The organism is Qipengyuania xiapuensis, assembly GCF_019711395.1.
Lineage (GTDB): Bacteria > Pseudomonadota > Alphaproteobacteria > Sphingomonadales > Sphingomonadaceae > Qipengyuania > Qipengyuania xiapuensis.
In genome coordinates this window covers 1,266,617-1,288,914 of the sequence record NZ_JAIGNL010000001.1, presented here as the reverse complement: position 1 = coordinate 1,288,914, position 22,298 = coordinate 1,266,617, and the positions used below count along the sequence as shown (strand labels likewise).

The window sequence follows — 22,298 nt, the reverse complement described above, 5'->3', positions numbered from 1 at the left end:
TCCTAAAACGTCAGTTGCCTGCGGCTTCGACTTCGAGGTCAGCCTCGACAGCCTGGGTTCCGCCTGCCGTCACGCGGTCCTTGACCATCCAGGTCTTGGTCTTCGAGATCGGCTTGGTTTCTTCGATGCGCACGACGTCGCCGAGTGCGTACTCGTTCTTCTCGTCGTGTGCGTGGTACTTCTTCGAGCGACGGATGATCTTCCCGTAGAGGGGGTGCTTCACCTTACGCTCGACCAGTACGGTCACGGTCTTGTCGGTCTTGTCGGAGGTGACGGTGCCGATAAGGATACGCTTGGGCATGGTCTACTCCTTACGCCTTGGCTGCCGCTGCGCGGGCACGTTCGCCCTGCAGCGTCTTGATCTTGGCGATCGTACGACGGACTTCGCGGATGCGCGCCGGAGCTTCGAGCTGGTTCGTTGCCGACTGGAAACGCAGGTTGAACTGCTCACGCTTCAGCGTGGTCAGCTCTTCGTCCAGCTGGTCGTCGCTCTTCTGGCGCAGATCTTCGATCTTGCTCATTATTCGCCTCCGAGGTGCGAGGTGTCGCCCAGGCGGGCCACGACCTTGGTCTTCACCGGCAGCTTCATGGCTGCGCGGCTGAACGCTTCGGCAGCCAGCGGGCCGGCCACGCCGTCGAGTTCGAACAGGATGCGGCCCGGCTTCACGCGAGCTGCCCAGTATTCGACCGAACCCTTGCCCTTACCCTGACGGACTTCAGCAGGCTTCTTCGAAACCGGCACGTCGGGGAAGACGCGGATCCAGAGACGACCCTGGCGCTTGATGTGACGCGTGATCGCGCGGCGAGCCGCTTCGATCTGGCGCGCGGTGATACGCTCGGGCTCGAGAGCCTTCAGCCCGTACGAGCCGAAGTTGAGCGTGGTGCCGCCCTTGGCGTTGCCGTGGATCTTGCCCTTGAACGCCTTGCGGTACTTGGTTTTCTTCGGTTGCAGCATGGTTCTTTCCTATACCTGCAATCAGCGAGCCGGACGGACGCCGGACGTCTGCGATTCCATCATCAGACGGTCCTGCGCGGTCGGGTCATGGCCGAGGATCTCACCCTTGAAGACCCACACCTTGATGCCGATGATGCCGTAAGCGGTCAGAGCTTCGGCTTCAGCGTAATCGATGTTGGCGCGCAGCGTGTGCAGCGGCACGCGGCCTTCGCGATACTGTTCGACGCGGGCGATTTCCGCACCGCCGAGACGGCCGCCACACATGATCTTGATGCCTTCGGCACCAAGGCGCATGGCCGACTGCATGGCGCGCTTCATCGCACGACGGAATGCCACACGGCGGATCAGCTGATCGGCGATGCCCTGGGCGACGAGCTTCGCATCGACTTCCGGCTTGCGGATTTCAACGATGTTCAGCTTCACTTCGCTTTCGGTCATTTCCGACAGCTTGGCGCGCAGCTTCTCGATGTCCGCACCCTTCTTGCCGATGATGACGCCGGGACGCGCAGCATAGATCGAGATGCGGCAAAGCTTTGCCGGACGCTCGATCACGACCTTCGAGATAGCGGCCTGGGCAGCGTTCTCGAGGATGTACTTGCGGATCTCGATGTCCTCGGCCAGCAGCTTGGCGTAATCACGCCCTTCGGCGTACCAGCGGCTGTCCCAGGTGCGGTTGATCTGCAGGCGCAGACCGATCGGATTGCTCTTATGGCCCATCTTACGCCTCTTCCTGCTCGCGGACGACGATACGAAGGCGGCTGAACGGCTTCAGGATGCGCGTCGACTTGCCGCGACCACGGGTGTGGAAGCGCTTCATCGTGATCGACTTGCCGACCGAAGCCTCAGCGACGACCAGCGAGTCGACATCGAGGTTGTGGTTGTTTTCCGCGTTGGCAATCGCCGAGGCGAGAACCTTCGTGGCATCCTTGGCCATCGACTTCTTCGAGAAGGCCAGGATGTTGAGGGCCTCTTCGGCCTTCTTGCCGCGGATGAGCTCGGCAACGAGGTTCAGCTTCTGGGCGCTACCACGGATGGTGGTACCCACTGCCAGTGCCTCGTTGTCGGCGACGCGACGCGGTGCTTTCTGCTTGCTCATCAGCGCTTACCCTTCTTGTCGGCAGCGTGACCCGGGAACGTACGCGTAGGAGCGAATTCGCCGAGCTTGTGGCCGACCATTTCTTCCGAAACGGAGACCGGGATGAACTTGTGGCCGTTGTACACGTTGAACGTGAGACCGACGAACTGGGGCAGGATGGTGCTGCGGCGCGACCAGGTCTTGATCGGCTTGGCGTTGCTTGCTTCCTGCGCCTCTTCTGCCTTCTTCAGAAGGCTGAGTTCGACGAACGGACCTTTCCAAACGGAACGAGCCATGTCGGATTACCTCTTCTTCTTCGCGTGGCGCGAACGGATGATCATCTTGTCCGTCTGCTTGTTCTTGCGAGTACGGGCGCCCTTGGTCGGCTTGCCCCACGGAGTGACCGGGTGACGGCCGCCCGAGGTCCGGCCTTCACCACCGCCGTGCGGGTGGTCGACCGGGTTCTTGGCGACACCGCGGGTCAGCGGCTTCACACCCATCCAGCGACGACGACCGGCCTTGCCCAGGTTCTGGTTCTGGTTGTCCGGGTTCGACACGGCGCCAACGGTGCCCATGCAGTCGGCGCGCAGGTAACGCTGCTCGCCGCTGTTGAGGCGCACGATGACCATGCCGCGGTCACGACCGACCAGCTGGACATAGGCACCTGCCGAACGTGCGATCTGACCGCCCTTGCCGGGCTTCATTTCGACGTTGTGGCAGATCGTGCCGACCGGCATCTGGCCGAGCAGCATTGCGTTGCCGGGCTTGGTGTCGGTCTTTTCGGCCGCGATGACCTTGTCACCCACAGCGAGACGCTGCGGAGCGAGGATGTAGGCCATCTCACCGTCGTCATACTTCACAAGCGCGATGAAAGCGGTGCGGTTGGGATCGTATTCGATCCGTTCCACGGTGCCTTCGACGTCCCACTTGCGACGCTTGAAGTCGATGAAGCGGTACTTCTGCTTGTGACCGCCGCCGATGCCACGCGAGGTGACATGGCCCTTGTTGTTCCGGCCGCCGGTCTTGCGCTTGCCTTCCGTGAGCGACTTGACGGGCTTGCCTTTGTACAGGCCCGACTTGTCGACGAGGATGAGGCCGCGGCGTGCGGGGCTCGTCGGTTTGTAGTTCTTGAGTGCCATTTCTCTCTAGCCCCTCAGATACCGCTGGTGACGTCGATCGAGTCGCCGTCCTTCAGGGTGACCACGGCCTTCTTCAGGTCATTGCGCTTGTAGGGCTTACCCCTCCAGCGCTTGGTCTTGCCCTTCACGTTGATGGTGTTGACGCCCGTGACGCTCACGCCAAAGATCGCCTCGACGGCTTCCTTGATCTGCGGCTTGGTCGCATCGTTCGCCACCTTGAAGACGACGGCGTTATGCTCGGAAGCAAGCGTCGACTTTTCGGTGATGTGCGGAGCCAGGACGACGTCGTAGTGACGTGCTTCCACTTCCTGCTTCTTAGCCATTGAAACGGCCCTCCAGCTTTTCGACAGCGTCCTTGGTAAGGACGAGCGTGTCGTGCTTCAGGATGTCGTAGACGTTGGCGCCCATCGCGGGGAGGACGTTCACGCCCGGCAGGTTGCCGGCGGCCTTCTTGAAGCCGTCGTTCACGCTTTCGCCGTCGATGATCAGGACCTTGCCGGCCCAGCCATTCTTGTCGAAGTGACCCTTGAGCGCCTTGGTCTTGGCGTCCTTGAGCTCGAGGCTGTCGACGACGACGAGGCCGTCCTTAGCCTTGCTCGAAAGAGCCATCTTGAGACCGAGTGCACGGATCTTCTTGTTCAGCGACTGCTCGAAGTCACGCTTGCGCGCACCATGAGCCTTACCACCGCCGATGAAGATCGGAGCGCCACGATCGCCGTGACGTGCGCCGCCCGAACCCTTCTGGCGGCCGAACTTCTTGCCCGTGCGGGCAACGTCCGAACGCTCACGCGTGGGGCGTGCGGTACCGCGACGGTTCTCGAGCTGCCAGGTGACAACACGGTGCAGGATGTCAGCGCGCGGCTCGACGCCGAACACATCGTCGTTCAGCTCGATATCGCCCGACGCCTTGCCGTCGATTTTCTGGACCTTGACCTTCACGATCAGGACTCCTTGCTCTCACCGCCGGCATCGCCGTCGGTCGTGGTTTCGGCGTCCGCACCCGAATCCTGCTGCTGCATCAGCTTTTCCTGCTGCTCAGCGGAAACTTCGGTGCCGACTTCATGCTCGGCTGCGCTCTCGATGAGACCCGCATCGGCTTCTTCCGATTTGAACTCATCTTCATTGCGACGCATCACGCCGGGGAACGGCAGATCGTCGGGCATGGCAACCTTCACGGCGTCGCGAACCATCAGCCAGCCATTCTTCGCACCCGGGACCGAACCCTTGACGAAGAGGAGACCGCGATCGGCGTCGGTGCGCACGATCTCGAGGTTCTGCTGCGTACGCTGGCGGTCACCCATGTGACCGGCCATCTTCTTGCCCTTGAACACGCGGCCCGGGTCCTGACGGTTACCCGTCGAACCGTGCGAGCGGTGCGAGATCGAAACACCGTGGGTGGCGCGCAGACCGCCGAAGCCCCAACGCTTCATGGCGCCGGCAAAGCCCTTACCCTGGGTGTGGCCGGTGATGTCGACCTTCTGGCCTGCAACGAAGTGCTCGGCAGAAATGCGGGCGCCGACCGGAAGCAGGGCTTCCTCGCTGTCCACGCGGAATTCACCGACCTTCATCTTCAGCGGAACCTCGGCCTTGGCAAAGGCTTCGCGCTGCGGCTTGCTTACGTTCTTTTGCTTCGCTTCGCCCGAACCGACCTGGACGCCATAATAGCCGTCACGGTCTTCCGTGCGATGAGCGGTGACCTGGCAGTCTTCCAGCGAAAGAACGGTCACGGGAACGTGCCGTCCGTCCTCCTGGAAGAGGCGGGTCATCCCGACTTTCTTTGCGATAACGCCTGTGCGCATCGTCAAACTCCTCAACAGAGGCACCCAGAGGCCCATCCCCAGGGTGCTTGCCAGCCCGAATGTGCGATGCGTGCCCCCGTCCGGGCTGATTGCCTCTGCTGAGAGAGGCAGACGGGGGACGCAGTCCCGGATGAAATCCGGCGGTATCCCGATGTCTTGCCTGATCCTTGGATCAAGCGGGGCTATCGAGCGCCCCTTAACTTCCCTGCGGCTTTAGGTCCTGCAGGTGGACCGAAACCAATGCGCTTAAGCGAGCTTGATTTCGACGTTCACGCCGGCAGCGAGGTCGAGCTTCATCAGCGCGTCGACGGTCTGGGCGTTGGGCTGCACGATGTCGAGCAGCCGCTTGTAGGTGCGCACCTCGAACTGCTCGCGCGACTTCTTGTCGATGTGCGGGCCGCGGTTCACGGTGAACTTCTCGATGCGCGTCGGCATGGGAATGGGACCACGAATAAGGGCACCCGTGCGACGCGCGGTGTCTGCAATCTCTCCAGTTGCCTGGTCGAGAACGCGATGGTCGAACGCCTTGAGGCGAATGCGGATATTCTGTGCTTCCATTACCTACACCGATGCGAAAGAGCCAAGCGGACCAGCGGGTGGCCCGCAAACAAAAAGAAAGGTCAGCCCCACGTTGAGCCCGGTTTCCCGGTTGCGGGCGACCTTCCATGAATTCTCGTGACGGGGACGAATCCCTGTCTGTGGGCGCGCATATACGGGCGAGACCCGCATCTGGCAACCCCCGATTTCCGCACCACTGAACAGGCGTTCATCGGGAGCGGCGAACCGTGCATCAGCGCGGTTCACGTGCCCTCATAAATAGCCAAGGGCCCGCCCTCCCCTGACGGGAGGACGGGCCCTCAACTAAGTTTCAGCTAAAGCTTACTTCTTGATGGTGCCGACGACACCCGAGCCGACCGTACGGCCGCCTTCGCGGATTGCGAAGCGCAGGCCCTGGTCCATGGCGATCGGTGCGATCAGCTTGACGTCGATCGTCACGTTGTCGCCCGGCATAACCATCTCGGTGCCCTCGGGAAGGATCACTTCGCCGGTGACGTCGGTGGTGCGGAAGTAGAACTGCGGACGGTAGTTCGCGAAGAACGGCGTGTGACGGCCACCTTCGTCCTTCGAAAGGACGTAGACTTCTGCGCTGAACTCGGTGTGCGGCGTAACCGAACCCGGCTTCGCGAGAACCTGGCCACGCTCGACTTCTTCACGGCCAACGCCGCGGATCAGTGCACCGATGTTGTCGCCAGCTTCACCGCGATCGAGCAGCTTGCGGAACATTTCGACGCCGGTGACGGTCGTCTTGGTGGTGTCCTTGATGCCGACGATTTCGACTTCGTCGCCAACGTTCACGACGCCGGTTTCGACACGGCCGGTGACAACCGTACCACGACCCGAGATCGAGAACACGTCTTCGATCGGCATCAGGAAGTCCTTGTCGACCGGACGATCGGGGGTCGGGATGTAGCTGTCGACAGCGTCCATCAGAGCCTTGATCGAGCTTTCGCCGATTTCCGGATCGCGACCTTCGAGAGCGGCCAGAGCCGAACCCTTGATGATCGGAATATCGTCGCCGTCGAAGCCGTACTCGCTGAGGAGTTCACGAACTTCCAGTTCGACGAGCTCGAGGATTTCCTCGTCGTCGACCTGGTCGACCTTGTTCAGGTACACGACCAGCTTCGGAACGCCGACCTGGCGTGCAAGCAGGATGTGCTCGCGGGTCTGCGGCATCGGGCCGTCAGCTGCGTTCACGACCAGGATGGCGCCGTCCATCTGGGCTGCACCGGTGATCATGTTCTTCACGTAGTCGGCGTGACCCGGGCAGTCGACGTGTGCGTAGTGACGCGCGTCGGTTTCGTACTCGACGTGTGCGGTCGAGATGGTGATGCCGCGCTCACGCTCTTCGGGAGCCTTGTCGATGTTTGCGAAATCGACGGCCGAACCCTGGACCTTGGTGATCGCCGCGGTCAGCGTGGTCTTGCCGTGGTCAACGTGACCGATGGTGCCGACGTTAACGTGCGGCTTATTACGCTCGAACTTTTCCTTCGCCATTTTCCAATAACCTCTGTCTTAAAATTTGGGATTTCTGCGGGGAGGAAACGGCGCCCGCTGAATCAGGCGCCGCCCCTAGACCGGTCGGCTCGCTTACGCAAGCTTCTCCTTGACTTCCTGTGCCACGTTAGCCGGAACTTCGTCGTAGTGGCTGAACTGCATCGTGTACTGTGCACGGCCCTGGGTGAAGGAGCGCAGCTCGTTCACGTAGCCGAACATGTTGGCCAGCGGCACGAAGGCTTCGACGGCCTGTGCGTTGCCGCGGCTGTCGGTGCCCTGGATCTGGCCACGACGCGAGTTGAGGTCGCCGATGACGTCGCCGAGGTAGTCCTCGGGGGTCACGACCTCGACCTTCATGATCGGTTCCAGCAGCTTGATGCCAGCACGCTCTGCGACTTCGCGCATAGCGCCACGGCCGGCGATTTCGAACGCGATCGCGCTCGAGTCGACGTCATGGTAGGCACCGTCGTACAGGTTGACGGTGAAGTCGATGATCGGGAAGCCGACCAGGTGGCCGCTTTCGGCCTGCTCGCGCAGACCCTTCTCGATCGCCGGGATGTATTCCTTCGGAATGTTACCGCCCTTGATTTCGTCTTCGAAGACGAAGCCCTGGCCGCGCTCACCCGGAGTGACCTTCAGCTTGACGCGACCGAACTGACCCGAACCACCCGACTGCTTCTTGTGGGTGTAATCGACGTCGACCGGCTTGCCGAGATATTCACGGTAAGCAACCTGCGGTGCACCGACGTTCGCCTCGACCTTGAACTCGCGCTTCATGCGATCGACGAGGATGTCGAGGTGAAGCTCGCCCATGCCCTTGATGATCGTCTGGCCCGATTCGTGGTCGGTGGTGACGCGGAAGCTCGGATCCTCGGCTGCCAGGCGGTTGAGGGCAACGCCCATCTTTTCCTGGTCGGCCTTGGTCTTCGGTTCGACCGAAAGCTCGATCACCGGCTCAGGGAATTCCATACGCTCGAGGATGATCGGAGCGCTCGGTGCACACAGCGTGTCACCGGTGGTGGTTTCCTTGAGACCCGCGATTGCGACGATGTCGCCTGCGAATGCTTCATCGATGTCCTCGCGGTTGTTCGAGTGCATCAGCAGCATACGGCCGATCTTTTCCTTCTTGTCCTTCACCGAGTTCAGGACGCTGCCCTTCGACAGCTGACCCGAGTAGATGCGGGTGAAGGTGAGCGAGCCGACAAACGGGTCGTTCATGATCTTGAAGGCCAGCGCGCTGAAGGGCTCGTCGTCCGAAGACGGACGCGTCTCCTCCTTGTCGCTGTCGGGCAGGACGCCCTTAATGGCCGGAACGTCGAGCGGCGACGGCATGTAGTCGACAACCGCGTCGAGCAGGGGCTGGACGCCCTTGTTCTTGAACGCCGAGCCACACAGCACCGGAACGAACGCGCGCTCCATCGTGCCCTTGCGGATGAGACGCTTGAGCGTCGCCGCGTCGGGCTCGTTACCTTCGAGGTAAGCTTCCATGACATCGTCGTCCTGTTCGACGGCGGTCTCGATCAGCTTCTCGCGGTATTCGGCAGCCTTGTCAGCCATGTCGGCGGGGATGTCGACGTAGTCGAACTTCGCGCCGAGGTCTTCGGCCTGCCACACGATGCCGCGGTTGTTCACCAGGTCGACAACGCCCTGCAGGTCGCTTTCCGCGCCGATCGGGAGATAGAGGACCAGCGGGTTCGCGCCGAGGCGGTCGATGATCGACTGGACGCAGTAGTAGAAGTCTGCGCCGGTGCGGTCGAGCTTGTTGACGAAGCACATGCGCGGAACGCCGTACTTGTCGGCCTGGCGCCACACGGTTTCGGACTGCGGTTCAACGCCGGCAACGCCGTCGAAGACTGCAACCGCGCCGTCGAGCACGCGCAGCGAGCGTTCGACTTCGATGGTGAAGTCGACGTGGCCGGGGGTGTCGATGATGTTGATGCGGTGCTTGGGACCCTGGCCGTCTTCAGCCGACCAGAAGGTCGTCGTCGCAGCCGAGGTGATGGTGATGCCGCGTTCCTGCTCCTGCTCCATCCAGTCCATGGTCGCAGCGCCGTCGTGGACTTCGCCGATCTTGTAGGACTTGCCGGTGTAGTAGAGGATACGTTCGGTCGTGGTGGTCTTGCCGGCATCGATGTGGGCCATGATGCCGATGTTGCGGTACCGCTCGAGCGGATATTCGCGTGCCATGTGAAATTCCTCGTGGGGTTGGGACGACAGTTTCGCCGCCCCTTTGGAAAACTAATGTGACCGTCCGGCGACCGTTCCACCCGAAGGCGAAACGGTCTCCGAGCCGGTGCTTACCAGCGGTAGTGCGAGAAGGCGCGGTTCGCGTCCGCCATGCGGTGCGTGTCTTCGCGCTTCTTGACGGCGTTGCCGCGGTTGTTCGCAGCATCCATCAGCTCGCCCGACAGGCGCGCGGCCATGGTCGTTTCGGGACGACCACGTGCAGCGCCGATCAGCCAGCGGATGGCGAGTGCCTGTGCACGCTCGGGGCGAACCTCGACCGGCACCTGGTAGGTCGCACCACCGACACGGCGGCTGCGCACTTCGACCTGCGGCTTGATGTTGTTCAGCGCCTCGTGGAACAGCTCCACGGGGTTCGTCTTGGCCTTGGCTTCGACGGTGTCGAGCGCGGTGTAGACGATACCTTCAGCAACGGCCTTCTTGCCGTCATACATCAGGTTGTTCATGAACTTCGAAAGGACCTGATCGTTGAATTTCGGATCAGGCAGGATTTCCCGCTTCTCGGGACGACGACGACGACTCATTGATTATCTCCTAAGTCCCGTGGATTACTTCGGACGCTTCGCGCCGTACTTCGAGCGCGACTGCTTGCGGTCCTTCACGCCCTGCGTATCGAGCACGCCGCGAAGGACGTGGTAGCGAACGCCGGGAAGGTCGCGAACACGGCCGCCGCGGATGAGCACAACGCTGTGCTCCTGCAGGTTGTGGCCTTCGCCCGGGATGTAGGAGATGACTTCGCGCTGGTTGGTCAGGCGAACCTTGGCCACCTTGCGAAGTGCCGAGTTCGGCTTCTTCGGGGTCGTCGTGTAGACGCGGGTGCAGACACCGCGCTTCTGCGGGTTCTGCTCCATCGCAGGGACCTTGCTCTTGGCCTTCTGCGGAACGCGGCCCTTGCGGACCAGCTGGTTAATAGTCGGCATATGAGTTCTTTCTCTTCACCGTTTGATGGCGGCGACTAGCAGGTTGATCGGTGGTGTATCGGGTTCGTGTTCTCAGGGCGCACGCGGCGCTGGCAAGCACCGGGGCGGTCTGTTCGCACGAGCCTGAAACGCTCCACCCATCGGCCCACACGGCCACCGGGTTACTTTGACGGCTGCCCCGAGCGATCCATGAGGTTCGCTGCAATAGAAAAGAGCCTTATCGCATCAGCGACAGGCCCCCGGGTCATGACCGGCAATGTTCAGCTCTATCTGGCCAGCGTTGGCTTCGCGCACAGCGATTCCCTCACCGGATGGGCGCGCACATAGTGTTGGAGGGGGAATTGGTCAAGCCGTGCCGTGGTCGGCCGCAGCGAGCTGTCGCAGGTGTTCGGCCACCGCCAGGTCCAGATCCTGGTAGACATACGGCCCGACGCGATACTCGCGCACCAGCTTCATCTCAATGCCCTCTGGCAGGGGCGTAAGCGGATGGCGCACTGCCCCGCCCTCGTCTTCCCACGATGCGACTGGCGGAGAGCTCTCGGCTTGCGCGTCATCGCCCGCATAGGTGCCGTAAATGATGGTCGGAGGACCTTCGGCCTTGTTCGGGGTGTCGGGCATGGGCTCTATCTTTCTGAGCGCGCGAACACGCTCGGCATATTCGGCGACCTTGGCGAAGTGGTTATCCCGTTCCGCCCCGTCTCCGGCGGCCGCGGCTCTCATCACCGCAGCCTGGTGCTCGTGCAGCAATTCATTGAGGTCCATTGCCATGTCGTGTTCCTGAGGCGGAGGATGATGGGATCGGGCGGAATGAACCGGGCGCATCCCGCAGATGCGCCCGGCCATCATGTGTCAGCCCTGCTGCTGGCGAGCCTGCTCGCGCTGCTTGCCGCCCTGGCGGACAGCCTGCTCCTGCTGGCGCAGGTTGGTAGCGCATTCCTTGCCGCCATCGACCTGCTTCGTTTCATAGCTGAAACGCTCGCCGGACTTGGGGGTAGAGGCTTCCTGCTGCAGGTCGGACTTTCCGAATTCGAGCACTGCGCCGCCCTGCTCGGGAGCGATGGTGCCGCTGCCCTTGCCGGTGTCGTAGCTCCTGATGTTGCCGTATTTGGTCATGGGAATGTCCCTTCGATTTCGCGCAGGCGCTCAAAAGCGACCGCTTGTGCGCGGTGGCTAGAAGGCGAAATAGAAAGAAGGGAGGGCAACTGGCCCTCGGGACCGTCGATCGCGACTGGTAGCTAGGTCTGAGATGGGGTGGGCGCGGGATGCTTACAAGGGGCTGGGCCGCCTAAATCGCACGAGGCTGAAACACTGCCCCCATCGGGCCGCCCGGGCGCAGGGTGATGACCGGCAATATTCAGCTCTATCTGGGCAGCGTCATATCAGCCCGTTGGACGAAACCTACGCCGGATGGGCGCGCACTGAGTGCGGACGGGGGGATTGGTCAAGGGCGGGGGAAAAGGAGCGAGCGAGGTTGAGCAGAGCAAAACAATCCCTTAGCTCAGTGACTTCCGGAGGACTGCCTCGCTGTGATCGAAATATTATCCGTTACAGAAGTTATCGATCCGATTGTAAGCGGCATGACGGAACCGTTTCGCTGCCGATTGTCGGATGACAATCTGTATGCGGTCAAAGGTAGGCAGGCGCTCATCCGTGGGCTTATTTCGGAAGCTGTCTGCGCTCACCTAGCCCGTAGAATAGGTATTCCCATACCCGATTTTGTCATCGCGCACGTAGACCACGGCCTAATTGCGGCAGCGGAAGACCCGCAATTCGCACGCTCAATCGGTGAGGGTTATGCGTTCGCTTCGATCTGGATCGAGCCAACGCAGCCACTTCCTCAGTCATTAATCCCTAGCCTTGACCGCCGACTCCTGGCGACCATTTATGCGTTTGATCACTGGGTGAAGAATGGCGACCGAAGTCTTACCGAGTATGGCGGCAACCCAAATCTGCTGATCGAGCTTGAGACCAACTCGCTCATCGCGATCGACCACAACCTTGCCTTTTCGCCAACCTACACCCCAGCCGAGCTGGAAGTTCATGCATGCCGAAATGCATGGCTGGACGAGCGCCAAAACATGGTGTTTAGAGATGAGTGCAAGACGAATTTCGACAACGCAATGGAAGGCTTGGGCCGCTTCATAGACGGCCTGCCCGAAGATTGGTTGGAGGCGGAAGAGGGATTGGTTGACGAGATTGGAAGTAGCCTCGCTAGGGCCTCTTCCGACATGTTCTGGGACGAGATGGGCTAGTGGGCATTTATCGTTATCTGATTGTGCGGTTTCGCCCATATGCCGAGACCGGAGAATTCGCCAATATTGGCGTGATCGTTTTCGATATGGAGAACGATGAAGCGGATTTTCGTCTAGCTAACCGTCGCTTTGCTCGGATTGGTCACTTTTTTGACCCCAAAGCCCACCGCGCCTATTCCCTTGCCATTCAGAATTTACGGGTCGAAATCCCCCGTATTACAGAGTATCTACCAGAAAATTTTGCTTCTCACCCAGCAAGCGATCGCAGTCACTTTTGGGAACTTAAAGAGTCAAGTATTCTATTCTCTACTCCTAGAGTAATTAGAAGTGACTTGTCCCTTAAGGCGGTTACGCATCAATTATTTGACAGATTCGTGAAACGTGACTTCGAAAAACCGGAGGCACTTGAGTCTGCTCTTATTAGGGATATACGGAGGTTGCTCAAGCGAGAAGGTATTACTCATTTTCGCGGTATAGCGATTGAAGATGAACTAATCCCTCTGAAATTGCCATTGGGATTTCAGAACGGCCGTTTAGCTGCGATCAAGCCACTTGCTTTCGAGCACAAAAATCCCCTGCATATCATTGATTATGGCGCGCATTGGAAAAAGCGACTTTCCTATCACCTCGACAAGGGCAACCTTTTCGAGAAGCGCGTCTTATTGCCGCTCAAGCTCCCGAAAACAGCTGACAGTGCACATCGCGAAGCTTTTCAGATTGCGTATAAAGATTTGAAGCAACTGCCTTTCGATTTCTCGCTCGATTTCGGAAATGACGACCACATTGCAGGCGACGTTTTGAACTTTGCGAGCCGCTTTCCTCCGTTACAGCGAGAATGGACGAGTTAGCTCTGCCGAGCGACGGGGCCGATAGCATTTTCCTACTTCGCCCAAATATGCATCCTGCTTCGGGCCATGACCGAAAGCACCCGCAAGATCGCCCGCCAGGCCACCTCTGCCGTTGCGCATGTCGCGCCCGAGCCCGAGGACGACGATCCCCTCCTCGCCTTCGCGCCCTTCATCCACTCTCACCCGCGGCGCAATTCGATTACACCGCAGCTCCAGCGCCGTTTCGTCGCCACGCTGGCGGCCACCGGGATCGTCACGCAGGCGGCGCGCTCCGTGGGCAAGAGCATGGAGGCGCTCTACAAGCTGCGGGCGCGGCCCGGGGCGGAGGGGTTTGCGGCAGCCTGGGACGCGGCGCTGGAGCGCGGGGTCCAGCGGCTGGAGGATTGCGCGCTCGAACGCGCATTGAAGGGCACGCCGACGCCGATCGTCTCTGCCGGCAAGCTGCTCGGCGTGTGGGACAAGCCCGACAACAATTTGCTGAAGTTTCTCCTCCAGCACCGGTTGGGGGAGAGATACTCCCCGGCCTCAAGCAGCGCAGCGGTAGGCCAGAACAAAAACGCCTCAAGTAGCGGAGCGGTAGGCCGACAAAATCTCTCACCCGGCCATCCGGAATACGAGCGCATCCGTGCCGAAGTGCTGGCGGCGGACCATGCGGAGCGCGCCGCGCGCGAAGGCTGTCCGCAGGCGCAGGAAGCCGAGCGCCGCGCCCTCGCCTTCGAGCTCTACGGCTGCGATCCGATGGAGGAACCTGACTAGGAGGACTGGTGGCGGGCGCCCTAGAACCAGGCGCGGATGCCGACCAGCGCCACCAGCGCATTCGGATCCTCGCCCGCCGCGCGTGCGATATCCGCGGTCTCGCCCAGTTTCGCCTCGTATTCCACGCCCACATAGGGCGCGAATTCGCGGGCGATCTCGTAGCGCAGGCGCAGGCCCGGCTCGATCTTGGTGAGGCCGGCGCCGATCGCGCGTTCGGGAATGTCCTGTGCGGACAGTTCGAGCTCGACGCGGGGCTGCAGGATCAGGGCTTGCGTGATCTTCTGGTCGTATTCTCCCTCGATCCGCGCGGTGAGGTCGCCGCGGTCGGACAGGAACAGCGCGCCGTCGACGTGCCACATGTAGGGCGCGAGGCCCTGGATGCCGAGGACTAGGTGGCTGCGCGTGTCCGGTTCGAGGTCGATGCGCGCGCCGGCCTGCAGGTCGAAGAACGGGCCGATGGCATGGCCCCAGAGCGCCTGAATCTCGGCGTCCTCTATTTCGCCGCCCAATTCGCCCTCACCTTCGGACTTGAGCACGAAGTTGTCGATGTCGCCGCCGTACCAGCCCTGGAGGTCCCACAGGAAGCCTTCCTCGCCGTCCTTGAAGCGGGCCTCGAGCCGTTCGGCCATCAGCGTGCCGGTCAGCATGTCGCCGTGGGTGGCGTGGTTGTTGGCGCGGGCCTCGGCCATCGCCTCGGCGCCGAAGATCGCATCGGCCGCGTGCTGCGGGCCCTCGAAGGCCTCGGGCGGCGGCGGACCCTGCGGGACATCGCCGACCTGGTGCATGGAGTGGTCGGCCATCATCGCGTGGCCTGTGTGGTCTTCCTGAGGTTTCTCCTCGTGCTGACCATGCGCGGAGTGGTCCGGCATAGCGTGGCCTGAATGGTCCTCCTGCGGCTTCTCCTCGTGCTGCGCGTGCGCGGAGTGGTCCGGCATCGCGTGGCCCGAGTGGTCCGCTTGAGGCTTCTCCTCGTGCTGGGCGTGCTGCCCATGCGCGGAGTGGTCCTGCGCAGCGGCCGGAAGGGCGAGCGCCATCAGCGGCAGCGCGAGCGTCGATGCGAGCCTCATGCCGCGTCCTCCGGTGCGGGGAACGGGCGGACAGTCACCGTCTGCATCATGCCGGCGTGCATGTGGTAGAGCAGGTGGCAATGGAACGCCCAGTCGCCCGGCTCGTCGGCGGTGAGGTCGAAGGTCGCGGTGCTGCCCGGCTGGACGATCACCGTGTGCTTGAGCGGCTGGTTCATCATCCCCGCCCCGTTGACCAGCTCGAAGAAGTGGCCGTGCAGGTGGATCGGGTGCGCCATCATCGTGTCGTTGACCAGCTTCACCCGCACCCGCTCGTCATAGGCGAAGCGGATCGGATCGTCGGTCACGGCGGAGAACTTCCTGCCGTCGAAGCTCCACATGTAGCGTTCCATGTTGCCGGTCAGGTGGATTTCGAGGCTACGCGTCGGCATGCGATGCGGGTTCGTCCGCTTCGCCTTCAGATCGGTATAACGCAGCACCCGGTGGCCAACATTGTCGAGACCGAGGCCCGGGTAATCCATCCGGTCCATCGGCATGGGCGAGACCATGTCCAGCCCCGGCCCAACCTTCACATCCGCCGGCAGCTTCGAGGTATCGCGCATCGAGTGATCCATGTCGCCATGCCCCATCGCGCCATGGTCCATCCCGCCATGCTCGCCGCCCATCGAACCCATGCCCATATCGGCCATGGTGAGCGTAACCGGCTCGCGCAGCGGCGGCGGCGTGGCGCGGTGGCCCTTGTGCGAGGTCAGGGAAGCCACACCCATGCCCGAGCGGTCCATCGCCTCGGCCACCAGTGCATGGCTGCCGTCGGGCGGCGTCACGATCACGTCGTAGGTCTCGGCCGTGCCGATCTGGAATTCGTCCACCTCGACCGGTGCAACGTCCTTCCCGTCGGCGGCGATCACGGTCATCGGCACGCCGGGAATGCGCACGTTGAAGAAGGTCATCGCCGACCCGTTGATCACCCGCAACCGCACCCGCTCGCCCGGCCGGAAGAGATATTCGAGACCGTCCATCGGCCCGTGGCCGTTGATGAGGAAGGTGTAGGTCGAGCCGGTCACGTCCGAGATGTCGCGCGGGTTCATGCGCATACCGCCCCACATCAGGCGGTCCTTCACCGACATCTCGCCTTCGGTCGCAGTCTGCATCTGGTTGTTGAAGTAATGCTCGCCGACCTTGAGCAGCCGCGCGATCTCGTGGGGGTGCCGCGGCGTGAATTCGCTCAGCAGGACGACATAATCCCGGTCGTAGCGCGGATCCGGTTCGGCGCTTTCGATGATGATCGGGCCATAGTGCCCCGCCTGCTCCTGCAGGCCCGAGTGCGAGTGCCACCAGTAGGTGCCGTTCTGCCGGATCGGGAATTCATAGGTGAAGGTCTCACCCGGCTTGATACCGGGGAAGCTGACCCCCGGAACACCGTCGAACTGGAACGGCAGCAACAGGCCGTGCCAGTGGATCGAGGTGTCTTCATCGAGATTGTTGGTCACGTCGATGCGGACCTTCTGGCCTTCCTTCAGGCGAAGGAGAGGCCCGGGCACGGTGCCGTTCACGGCAATCGCATGCCCCTTTCGCCCGCCGACACCGAAATGGTGGTCGCCGACACTCAGCGCGATCTTCTCGCCGGAAACCTCACCGAAACCCTGCTTCGCATGGGTCAGGCTCTCACCGCGCGCCCATGCCGGAAGCGGAAGCGACATGGCTGCTCCGAGGGCTGCAGTGCTGGTGATGAATTTTCGGCGATCGATGGACATGAATGCTACCGTCGGAATGCTCGGTTGTAGGACTTGGAGCGATCACATATATACCCCCACAGGGTATTACAACTGGATGGACGACATGGCTGCGAACGCCGACGCAAAAATCAATCGACTCAACCGGATTGCCGGCCAGGTGAACGGCGTCGCCAAGATGATCGAGGACGATCGCTACTGCATGGACATCCTCCACCAGATCCAGGCCATCAAGTCGGCCCTCGCCAAGGTCGAGACGCAGGTCCTCAAGGACCATGCCGCCTGCTGCGTGGCCGAAGCGATCGCCAGCGGCGACGAGGCCGAGCAGCGCGCAAAGTTCGAGGAACTGGTCGAACTGCTGGAAAAGCGTCGCTAGTCCGCGCCAAGATACCCCCTCTCAAGAGATATCAGGAGCCCCGCCCCGTGAGCATTCGATCGCTGACCCGCACCCCGCTTCGCCTCGCCCTCGGCCTGTCGCTTGCCGCATGCGCCGGCGCCGCGCAGGCGACGAGCATCGCCATGTACCGTGATCCCAATTGCGGGTGCTGCCTCGCGTGGCTTTCCCATGCGAACGAACACTTCGCCAAGCTCGACGGCCAGCTGACCAGCAAGACGATCGACAGCGAGAACATCGCGGCGGTCAAGGCGGACAACGGCGTGCCTGCGGACCTTGTTTCGTGCCACACCGCCATCGTCGACGGCATGGTGATCGAGGGCCATGTGCCTGCAGCCGATATCGAGCGCCTGCTTGCCGAACGTCCGGACGGCATCACCGGCCTCGCGGTCGCCGGAATGCCGCTCGGATCACCGGGCATGGAAATGGGCAACCGGCGCGAGGCCTACCAGGTCATCGCATTCGGCCCCGAGAAGCGGATGGTCTGGGCGAATTATCCCGCCAGCGCCCAATAGGCCCGAAGGCCGGGCTCAGGTCCCGGTCTCGACCTCTTCCAACAGTTCGGGCGTCACGGGGCGCTCGACGGCCTTCTTCGCCTCTTCGAGCAATTCGGGCGTAAGCTCTGCCGTTCGCGGCGGGAGCGCTTCACCGCTGCCCATCTCGCCGTTCACCTCGATATCCTCGAGCAGCAGCTTCATTTCGGCTATTTCCTTCACCTGGGCCTCGATGATCGCATCGGCGAGCTTGCGTACGCGCGGGTCGCTGATCTCGGCCCGGCGGCTGGTCAGGACTGCAATCGAGTGGTGCGGGATCATCGCCTTCATCCACGCCTCGTCCTCGACGGTTGCCTGGCTGCGGGCAAGGAACAAGAACAGGAAGAACCCCGCGATGGCCGCAACCATCACGATGATCTTCGTGGTGAGCGTCTTGTACATGCCCCACATGAAGCCGAGCATGACGACGATCATGGCCATGCCCATCATCAGCGCCATCCACATGCGGGTCTGGCTGAAGAAGGCGTGGTCGGGTTCGTAGACGTTCGAATATTTGAGCACGAACATGGTCACGATGGACGTCGCAATCATGGCGAAGAAAGTGGTCCACTTGCCCTGATTCGAGCTGCTTTGAGAGTTTTCCTGTTGGTCGTTCATTGTTTCCCCTTTCGGTGGAAACAAAGACCAAGAGGAAGATCGGGTTCCGGTGTGCCCGATTTCAGTGCCCAATAGGACCGAGGCAATTCGTCAGTTCGGACAAGTGTTTAGCGCGCTGGTTCATGACAAAACCGGACAGGACTGGCGCTCCGGGCGATGAGTAGTATGATACCACGTCACCCGCAGCCAGTCCCGGTCGCCCAACCATGGAAGCATTTTTCACCGAAATCGCAGAGAGCCCCGACGTGGGCTCGCTCTGGGATAGCCTGAAGAAAGCTGCTGCGACCTACGGCGCGGACAAGTTCAGTTACCACTTCACGCCGGTCTTCGCCTCGCAGGTCTCTCGCGAGACGCAGGTCATGGCGGAAGGGTTCTCCCTGGCCTGGCTAGATCTCTACGAAAGCGCTGATTTCCGCAGCGTCGATCCGATCCCCGATGTCGTGATGAAAGCCGGTCACACCATCTCGTGGGACGAAGCGCTCGAGCGGGTCGAACATTCGCCCGAAGTGAAAGCCTTCGTTTCCGCCATGCAGGAGTACGGCATCGTGAACGGCTTCGGCGTGCCGCTCTACGGACCCGACGACCGCGATGCCTATGGTGCTTTCGGTTTCCCCGAGGGACACGTGCCCGAGGTGGAGCAGATCGTTGCGCTGACCATCATCGCACGCGCCGCGCATGATCGGGTGTGCCAGCTGGTCAATGTCGAGCAAGGCGAGATCGCATTTTCACGGCGCGAGGCAGAGGTGCTCGAACTGATCGCGCAGGGCAAGTCGAACCCGGTCATTGCACAGGTGCTCGGTATCTCGCCCGACACCGTCTCGACGTATGTGCGCCGGATCTACGCCAAGCTTGGCGCCAGCGACCGGGTGGGCGCGGTGATAAAGGCCCTTAAACTGAAGCTTATAGCGTTGTAGGCTCGACCCCGTGCAGAACGCCGATATCGTCATCCACACGAAGCTCGAGAACGGGCATCCGGTGTGTATCCGCTCTATTACGCAGAGCGATGCGGAGCGGATGCGAGTGGGGATTTCGCGCATGTCGGCCCAGTCGCGCTACCTGCGCTTCTTCTCGGGCGCTGCCACGCCTCCCGACTGGGTGATCGAGCGCCTCACCGAGGTCGACGGGCACGAGCATATCGCCTGGGGCGCGGTCGATGCGGCCGATGAGGGCGAGCCTGCGATCGGCGCAGTCCATGCCTTCCGCCACCATGAGGACGAGGATTGCGCGGAGTTCTCCGTCGGCGTGCTCGACGATTATCACGGGCTCGGCCTCGGCAAGATGCTCACCGCCACGATCCTGATCGACGCGCGGCGCGAGGGGCTGGCGCATTTCGCGGTCAACATCCTCGCCGAAAACCGCAGCGCGCGTGACTTCGCCAAGTCGCTGGGCGCGACCTACGAGGGTCTCGAAGACGGGGTCATGCAGTTCCAGCTGGACGTCGAAGGCGCGATCGAGGCGCTGCGTGCCGAGTGCGACCCGCCGGGGATGGCGGAAGTGTTCGAGGCGTTCGAAGGCGCCTAGCCGAGCGCCGACCACTCGCTGGCGAGCAATCCGTACATCATCACGTCGCGCAGGCCGATGTGGGTGGTTTCGTGCTCGCGGAAGAAGGCCTCGCGGGCAAAACCGAGCCGCTCGAGCAGGCGGACAGAGGCGGTGTTGTCCGCATCGACCTCGGCGGTGAGCTTGCGCAGGCCGTCGGCGGTGAAGAGGTGTGCGACCAGCGCCCGAGTGCATTCGCGCGCCACGCCCTCGCCCTGCCGGTGCGCGCAGGTGATGTAGCCGATCTCCTCGACGCCATCCTCGTGCCCCGGCACGGAGACGAAGCGCGCGGCGACTTCGCCCTCACCATTCTCGGCAATCCATGTGCGGCCGTTCCAGTCCGGATCGGACAGCCAGCCCCACAGCTCCTCCTCGCTCTCGAAAGCGGGGCGCGTGAGATAGCGGCACTGGCCTTCGTCGCCGAGCGTCGGGAACAAGGCGGCAGCATCCTCGCGCCTGAGGGGGCGCAGGATGAAACGGTCGGTCTTGAGAGTGGGAACGTCGATCATGGCGCCCGCACTTAGACCGCAGCGACCGCAGAGACGAAGGCAAGAATGATCACCATGGCCAGCAGGAAACTCGACACCGCACTGCCGAAGCCGCGCCAGAAGCTGTAATCGAGCGTCCGCGCAAACCAGCGCGCCTGGAGGATAAGATACCAGATAGCCGCTACGCCGATCACGCCGAGCGCTGCCCCTAGCGAGTCCAGGGTCGCCCCACCCCAGGCGAACGCCAGGAGCGGAACGGTGCCCACGACCAAGGCCCACGGCGCCGCGACGTAGCATTGAGCGTAGAATGGCCCCTTCAGCGCTTTGCGGTCCAGCGGTTCCCTGCGTTTGCGCAACAGCCGCACCGCCAGAACCAGCGGAAACGTGCTGAACATGACCATGCGGAACGCGAGCAGGTTCCTGTCGTCCGCGAGAAAGCCTTCTAATTCAGAGGAGCCAAGCCCCAGTTCCAGCAGGTGCGCCAGCCCGAGGGTGATGGCGAGAAATATGGGCGGGCTGAGCTTGTCCGAATACCGGTCCTCATCCTCGTCACCGAGCTCGTGGGCGGCATAGGCCATCATGTATGCCGGCTGCGTCAGCACGCGCCAGAAGGTCAGCGGGTAGAACACCAGCCAGACCATTACCTCGTACAAGGCCTCTTCGAGGCTCTTGAGTATTTTCATGAAATCCATTGCGCACCCCCGTTGCCGGAGAATGCTAACGCGTGTCAGCCCGCGAGGAAAGCGACCAAAGCCTTCACCTTCTTCGTGCGCCATTGCGGCGTGGGGGCGACGAGCCAGTAGGCGCGCGTGCCCTGCTCGGGTCCGTCGAGCACTTCGAGCTGGCCCGCCTCGATCGCTTCCTTGGCGAGCAGTTCGGGCAGGATCGCCTTGCCCAGCCCCGCCATCGCGCCGGAGAGCGCCTGGCCGGCATTGCTCACCGTGACATGTGCCTGCACGCCGTCCTGCAGAGGGAGGCCCCAGTCGATCCAGCGATCGGGAGCACCGGGAGCTGCCACGGTCACGCGGCGCGCGGCGGCGAGTTCGACGCCCTGGAGATCGCCCGGCCCGTCGACCAGACGGATCGCGCAATCGAGGTTCGCCTCGGTGAAATCGGCGTTCTCGTCCGCCACGAAGACGAACTTGATCTCGGGATTGTCCTTCGAGAACTGAGCAAGCCGCGGCGCGAGCCACTGCGCGTAGAATTCGCGCGGGCAGGCGATGGTGTAGCTGTCCGAGGCCTGCCCCGCCTGCATGGCAGAGACGCTTTCCTCGAACTTCAGGAATCCTTCGCGCAGCGCGTCGAGACCCGCCGCGCCTTCCTGCGTCAGTTCCAGACCCTTGCTGGTGCGGCGGAACAGGACGGTGCCGAGGTGATCCTCAAGCGCACGGATCTGCTGGCCGACAGCGGCCGGCGTCACCGCCAGCTCGTCCGCAGCGCGGGTAAAGCTGAGGTGCCGGGCAGCGGCGTCATATACGCGCAGGGCGTTCAAGGGCAGATGCGTGCGCTTCATGGTCTCACGCGTTTAGCAATGTTGCACCGCAACGCAAGATTGCGGCGAAAGGATGGCTGAGAGAGCTTAGAGCTCGCTTTCGAGCCACTGCTTGAGCTGGCCCTTGGGCGCAGCGCCGCGCATCTGGGCGGCCGGCTCGCCGTTCTTGAACAGAACGAGGTAGGGGATCGACTGGACGCCCATCGCGCCGGGCACGCCGGTGTTTTCCATGATGTCCATCTTGGCGATGGTGACCTTGTCGCCCAGCTCGTCGGACAGTTCCTCGAGCGCCGGAGCGATCATCTTGCACGGCCCGCACCACTCGGCCCAGAAGTCCACGAGAACGGGCTTTTCGCTTTCGAGAACGTCCTTCTGGAAGCCTTCGTCGGTGACGTTGATGGTGGCCATGGGAATACTCCTGATATCTGAAATC

The 22,298-nt window shown here is 62.2% G+C and carries 31 protein-coding genes; 7 read left to right on the top strand and 24 right to left on the bottom strand.

The genetic code is table 11. The features are described from left to right. Nucleotides 1-10: 10 nt before the first annotated feature. The 17 genes from rpsQ to K3163_RS06490 form a co-directional block, all read right to left on the bottom strand. Nucleotides 11-301: a 30S ribosomal protein S17 gene (rpsQ, locus tag K3163_RS06570; protein ID WP_221428659.1), complete on the bottom strand. Its 291-nt coding sequence runs from the start codon at nt 299-301 to the stop codon at nt 11-13. 10 nt (nt 302-311) lie between these two features. Then, a complete protein-coding gene (rpmC, locus tag K3163_RS06565; RefSeq protein ID WP_221428660.1) occupies nt 312-521 on the bottom strand; it encodes a 50S ribosomal protein L29 in 210 nt (69 codons plus the stop codon). After that, the gene (rplP, locus tag K3163_RS06560; RefSeq protein ID WP_040963569.1) at nt 521-955 is read right to left on the bottom strand and encodes a 50S ribosomal protein L16; all 435 of its coding nucleotides are present in this window, start codon (nt 953-955) and stop codon (nt 521-523) included. Before rplP ends, rpmC begins: the two co-directional genes overlap by 1 nt. 21 nt (nt 956-976) lie before the next feature. Next, a complete protein-coding gene (rpsC, locus tag K3163_RS06555) occupies nt 977-1,672 on the bottom strand; it encodes a 30S ribosomal protein S3 (RefSeq protein ID WP_221428661.1) in 696 nt (231 codons plus the stop codon). Between the two features lies 1 nt (nt 1,673). Further along, nucleotides 1,674-2,051, bottom strand: a complete 378-nt coding sequence (rplV, locus tag K3163_RS06550; RefSeq protein ID WP_006831883.1) for a 50S ribosomal protein L22 — start codon at nt 2,049-2,051, stop codon at nt 1,674-1,676. Next, nucleotides 2,051-2,326 carry a 30S ribosomal protein S19 gene (gene rpsS / locus K3163_RS06545; RefSeq protein ID WP_006831882.1) on the bottom strand — a complete coding sequence of 92 codons (276 nt, stop codon included), beginning with the start codon at nt 2,324-2,326 and terminating at the stop codon, nt 2,051-2,053. The genes rplV and rpsS overlap by 1 nt, the downstream gene beginning before the upstream one ends. 6 nt (nt 2,327-2,332) lie before the next feature. Beyond that, a complete protein-coding gene (gene rplB, locus K3163_RS06540; protein WP_221428662.1) occupies nt 2,333-3,169 on the bottom strand; it encodes a 50S ribosomal protein L2 in 837 nt (278 codons plus the stop codon). Nucleotides 3,170-3,183: 14 nt separating this feature from the next. Next, on the bottom strand, nt 3,184-3,492 hold the full coding sequence (locus K3163_RS06535) for a 50S ribosomal protein L23 (RefSeq protein ID WP_221428663.1): 309 nt from the start codon (nt 3,490-3,492) through the stop codon (nt 3,184-3,186). Then, the gene (rplD, locus tag K3163_RS06530; RefSeq protein ID WP_221428664.1) at nt 3,485-4,108 is read right to left on the bottom strand and encodes a 50S ribosomal protein L4; all 624 of its coding nucleotides are present in this window, start codon (nt 4,106-4,108) and stop codon (nt 3,485-3,487) included. Before rplD ends, K3163_RS06535 begins: the two co-directional genes overlap by 8 nt. A gap of 2 nt (nt 4,109-4,110) precedes the next feature. Continuing rightward, nucleotides 4,111-4,968 (bottom strand): 50S ribosomal protein L3, encoded by an 858-nt coding sequence (gene rplC / locus K3163_RS06525; protein ID WP_221553563.1) that lies wholly within the window; start codon nt 4,966-4,968, stop codon nt 4,111-4,113. 246 nt (nt 4,969-5,214) lie between these two features. After that, the gene (gene rpsJ / locus K3163_RS06520; protein WP_006831877.1) at nt 5,215-5,526 is read right to left on the bottom strand and encodes a 30S ribosomal protein S10; all 312 of its coding nucleotides are present in this window, start codon (nt 5,524-5,526) and stop codon (nt 5,215-5,217) included. Between the two features lie 321 nt (nt 5,527-5,847). After that, the gene (gene tuf / locus K3163_RS06515) at nt 5,848-7,023 is read right to left on the bottom strand and encodes an elongation factor Tu (RefSeq protein WP_221428666.1); all 1,176 of its coding nucleotides are present in this window, start codon (nt 7,021-7,023) and stop codon (nt 5,848-5,850) included. 93 nt (nt 7,024-7,116) lie between these two features. Next, the gene (gene fusA / locus K3163_RS06510) at nt 7,117-9,210 is read right to left on the bottom strand and encodes an elongation factor G (protein ID WP_221428667.1); all 2,094 of its coding nucleotides are present in this window, start codon (nt 9,208-9,210) and stop codon (nt 7,117-7,119) included. Between the two features lie 110 nt (nt 9,211-9,320). Continuing rightward, complete coding sequence (gene rpsG, locus K3163_RS06505) at nt 9,321-9,791, bottom strand: 30S ribosomal protein S7 (protein WP_221428668.1); 471 nt, start codon at nt 9,789-9,791, stop codon at nt 9,321-9,323. A 24-nt stretch (nt 9,792-9,815) separates the two neighbouring features. Then, complete coding sequence (gene rpsL, locus K3163_RS06500; protein WP_006831873.1) at nt 9,816-10,187, bottom strand: 30S ribosomal protein S12; 372 nt, start codon at nt 10,185-10,187, stop codon at nt 9,816-9,818. A gap of 345 nt (nt 10,188-10,532) precedes the next feature. Beyond that, nucleotides 10,533-10,955 carry a hypothetical protein gene (locus K3163_RS06495; RefSeq protein WP_221553562.1) on the bottom strand — a complete coding sequence of 141 codons (423 nt, stop codon included), beginning with the start codon at nt 10,953-10,955 and terminating at the stop codon, nt 10,533-10,535. Between the two features lie 81 nt (nt 10,956-11,036). Beyond that, on the bottom strand, nt 11,037-11,300 hold the full coding sequence (locus K3163_RS06490) for a cold-shock protein (protein ID WP_221428670.1): 264 nt from the start codon (nt 11,298-11,300) through the stop codon (nt 11,037-11,039). Between the two features lie 413 nt (nt 11,301-11,713). Here K3163_RS06490 and K3163_RS06485 point away from each other — a divergent pair, with 413 nt between their 5' ends. The 3 genes from K3163_RS06485 to K3163_RS06475 all read left to right on the top strand — a co-directional run bounded on the left by K3163_RS06485 (nt 11,714) and on the right by K3163_RS06475 (nt 14,043). Next, the gene (locus K3163_RS06485) at nt 11,714-12,439 is read left to right on the top strand and encodes a HipA family kinase (RefSeq protein WP_221553561.1); all 726 of its coding nucleotides are present in this window, start codon (nt 11,714-11,716) and stop codon (nt 12,437-12,439) included. Beyond that, on the top strand, nt 12,439-13,287 hold the full coding sequence (locus K3163_RS06480; RefSeq protein ID WP_221553560.1) for a DUF3037 domain-containing protein: 849 nt from the start codon (nt 12,439-12,441) through the stop codon (nt 13,285-13,287). The genes K3163_RS06485 and K3163_RS06480 overlap by 1 nt, the downstream gene beginning before the upstream one ends. A 66-nt stretch (nt 13,288-13,353) precedes the next feature. Beyond that, nucleotides 13,354-14,043, top strand: coding sequence for a hypothetical protein (locus tag K3163_RS06475; RefSeq protein ID WP_247712476.1), 690 nt, complete (start codon nt 13,354-13,356; stop codon nt 14,041-14,043). 20 nt (nt 14,044-14,063) lie between these two features. Here the strand turns inward: K3163_RS06475 and K3163_RS06470 are convergent, their stop codons facing one another. Beyond that, entirely contained in the window at nt 14,064-15,110 is a 1,047-nt protein-coding gene (locus K3163_RS06470; RefSeq protein ID WP_221553559.1) for a copper resistance protein B, read from the bottom strand. After that, nucleotides 15,107-16,822 carry a copper resistance system multicopper oxidase gene (locus K3163_RS06465; RefSeq protein ID WP_221553558.1) on the bottom strand — a complete coding sequence of 572 codons (1,716 nt, stop codon included), beginning with the start codon at nt 16,820-16,822 and terminating at the stop codon, nt 15,107-15,109. The genes K3163_RS06470 and K3163_RS06465 overlap by 4 nt, the downstream gene beginning before the upstream one ends. A gap of 85 nt (nt 16,823-16,907) precedes the next feature. Here K3163_RS06465 and K3163_RS06460 point away from each other — a divergent pair, with 85 nt between their 5' ends. Further along, entirely contained in the window at nt 16,908-17,177 is a 270-nt protein-coding gene (locus K3163_RS06460; protein WP_221428676.1) for a metal-sensitive transcriptional regulator, read from the top strand. Nucleotides 17,178-17,224: 47 nt separating this feature from the next. Next, entirely contained in the window at nt 17,225-17,710 is a 486-nt protein-coding gene (locus tag K3163_RS06455; protein ID WP_345719709.1) for a DUF411 domain-containing protein, read from the top strand. Nucleotides 17,711-17,725: 15 nt separating this feature from the next. On the opposite strand, the gene K3163_RS06450 is transcribed toward K3163_RS06455, so the two are convergent. Next, nucleotides 17,726-18,346 (bottom strand): DUF305 domain-containing protein, encoded by a 621-nt coding sequence (locus K3163_RS06450; protein ID WP_247712474.1) that lies wholly within the window; start codon nt 18,344-18,346, stop codon nt 17,726-17,728. Nucleotides 18,347-18,552: 206 nt separating this feature from the next. Here K3163_RS06450 and K3163_RS06445 point away from each other — a divergent pair, with 206 nt between their 5' ends. Both K3163_RS06445 and K3163_RS06440 read left to right on the top strand, forming a co-directional pair. After that, nucleotides 18,553-19,260 (top strand): helix-turn-helix transcriptional regulator, encoded by a 708-nt coding sequence (locus K3163_RS06445; RefSeq protein ID WP_221553557.1) that lies wholly within the window; start codon nt 18,553-18,555, stop codon nt 19,258-19,260. A 10-nt stretch (nt 19,261-19,270) separates the two neighbouring features. Further along, nucleotides 19,271-19,867 (top strand): GNAT family N-acetyltransferase, encoded by a 597-nt coding sequence (locus K3163_RS06440; RefSeq protein WP_345719708.1) that lies wholly within the window; start codon nt 19,271-19,273, stop codon nt 19,865-19,867. On the opposite strand, the gene K3163_RS06435 is transcribed toward K3163_RS06440, so the two are convergent. The 4 genes from K3163_RS06435 to trxA form a co-directional block, all read right to left on the bottom strand. Continuing rightward, nucleotides 19,864-20,394, bottom strand: coding sequence for a GNAT family N-acetyltransferase (locus tag K3163_RS06435; protein WP_221553556.1), 531 nt, complete (start codon nt 20,392-20,394; stop codon nt 19,864-19,866). The two genes, K3163_RS06440 and K3163_RS06435, sit on opposite strands and share 4 nt — an antisense overlap. Before the next feature lie 11 nt (nt 20,395-20,405). Next, nucleotides 20,406-21,065 (bottom strand): hypothetical protein, encoded by a 660-nt coding sequence (locus K3163_RS06430; protein WP_221553555.1) that lies wholly within the window; start codon nt 21,063-21,065, stop codon nt 20,406-20,408. 35 nt (nt 21,066-21,100) lie between these two features. Further along, on the bottom strand, nt 21,101-21,886 hold the full coding sequence (locus tag K3163_RS06425; protein ID WP_221553554.1) for a LysR substrate-binding domain-containing protein: 786 nt from the start codon (nt 21,884-21,886) through the stop codon (nt 21,101-21,103). Between the two features lie 66 nt (nt 21,887-21,952). After that, on the bottom strand, nt 21,953-22,273 hold the full coding sequence (trxA, locus tag K3163_RS06420) for a thioredoxin (protein ID WP_221553553.1): 321 nt from the start codon (nt 22,271-22,273) through the stop codon (nt 21,953-21,955). Between the last annotated feature and the right edge of the window lie 25 nt (nt 22,274-22,298).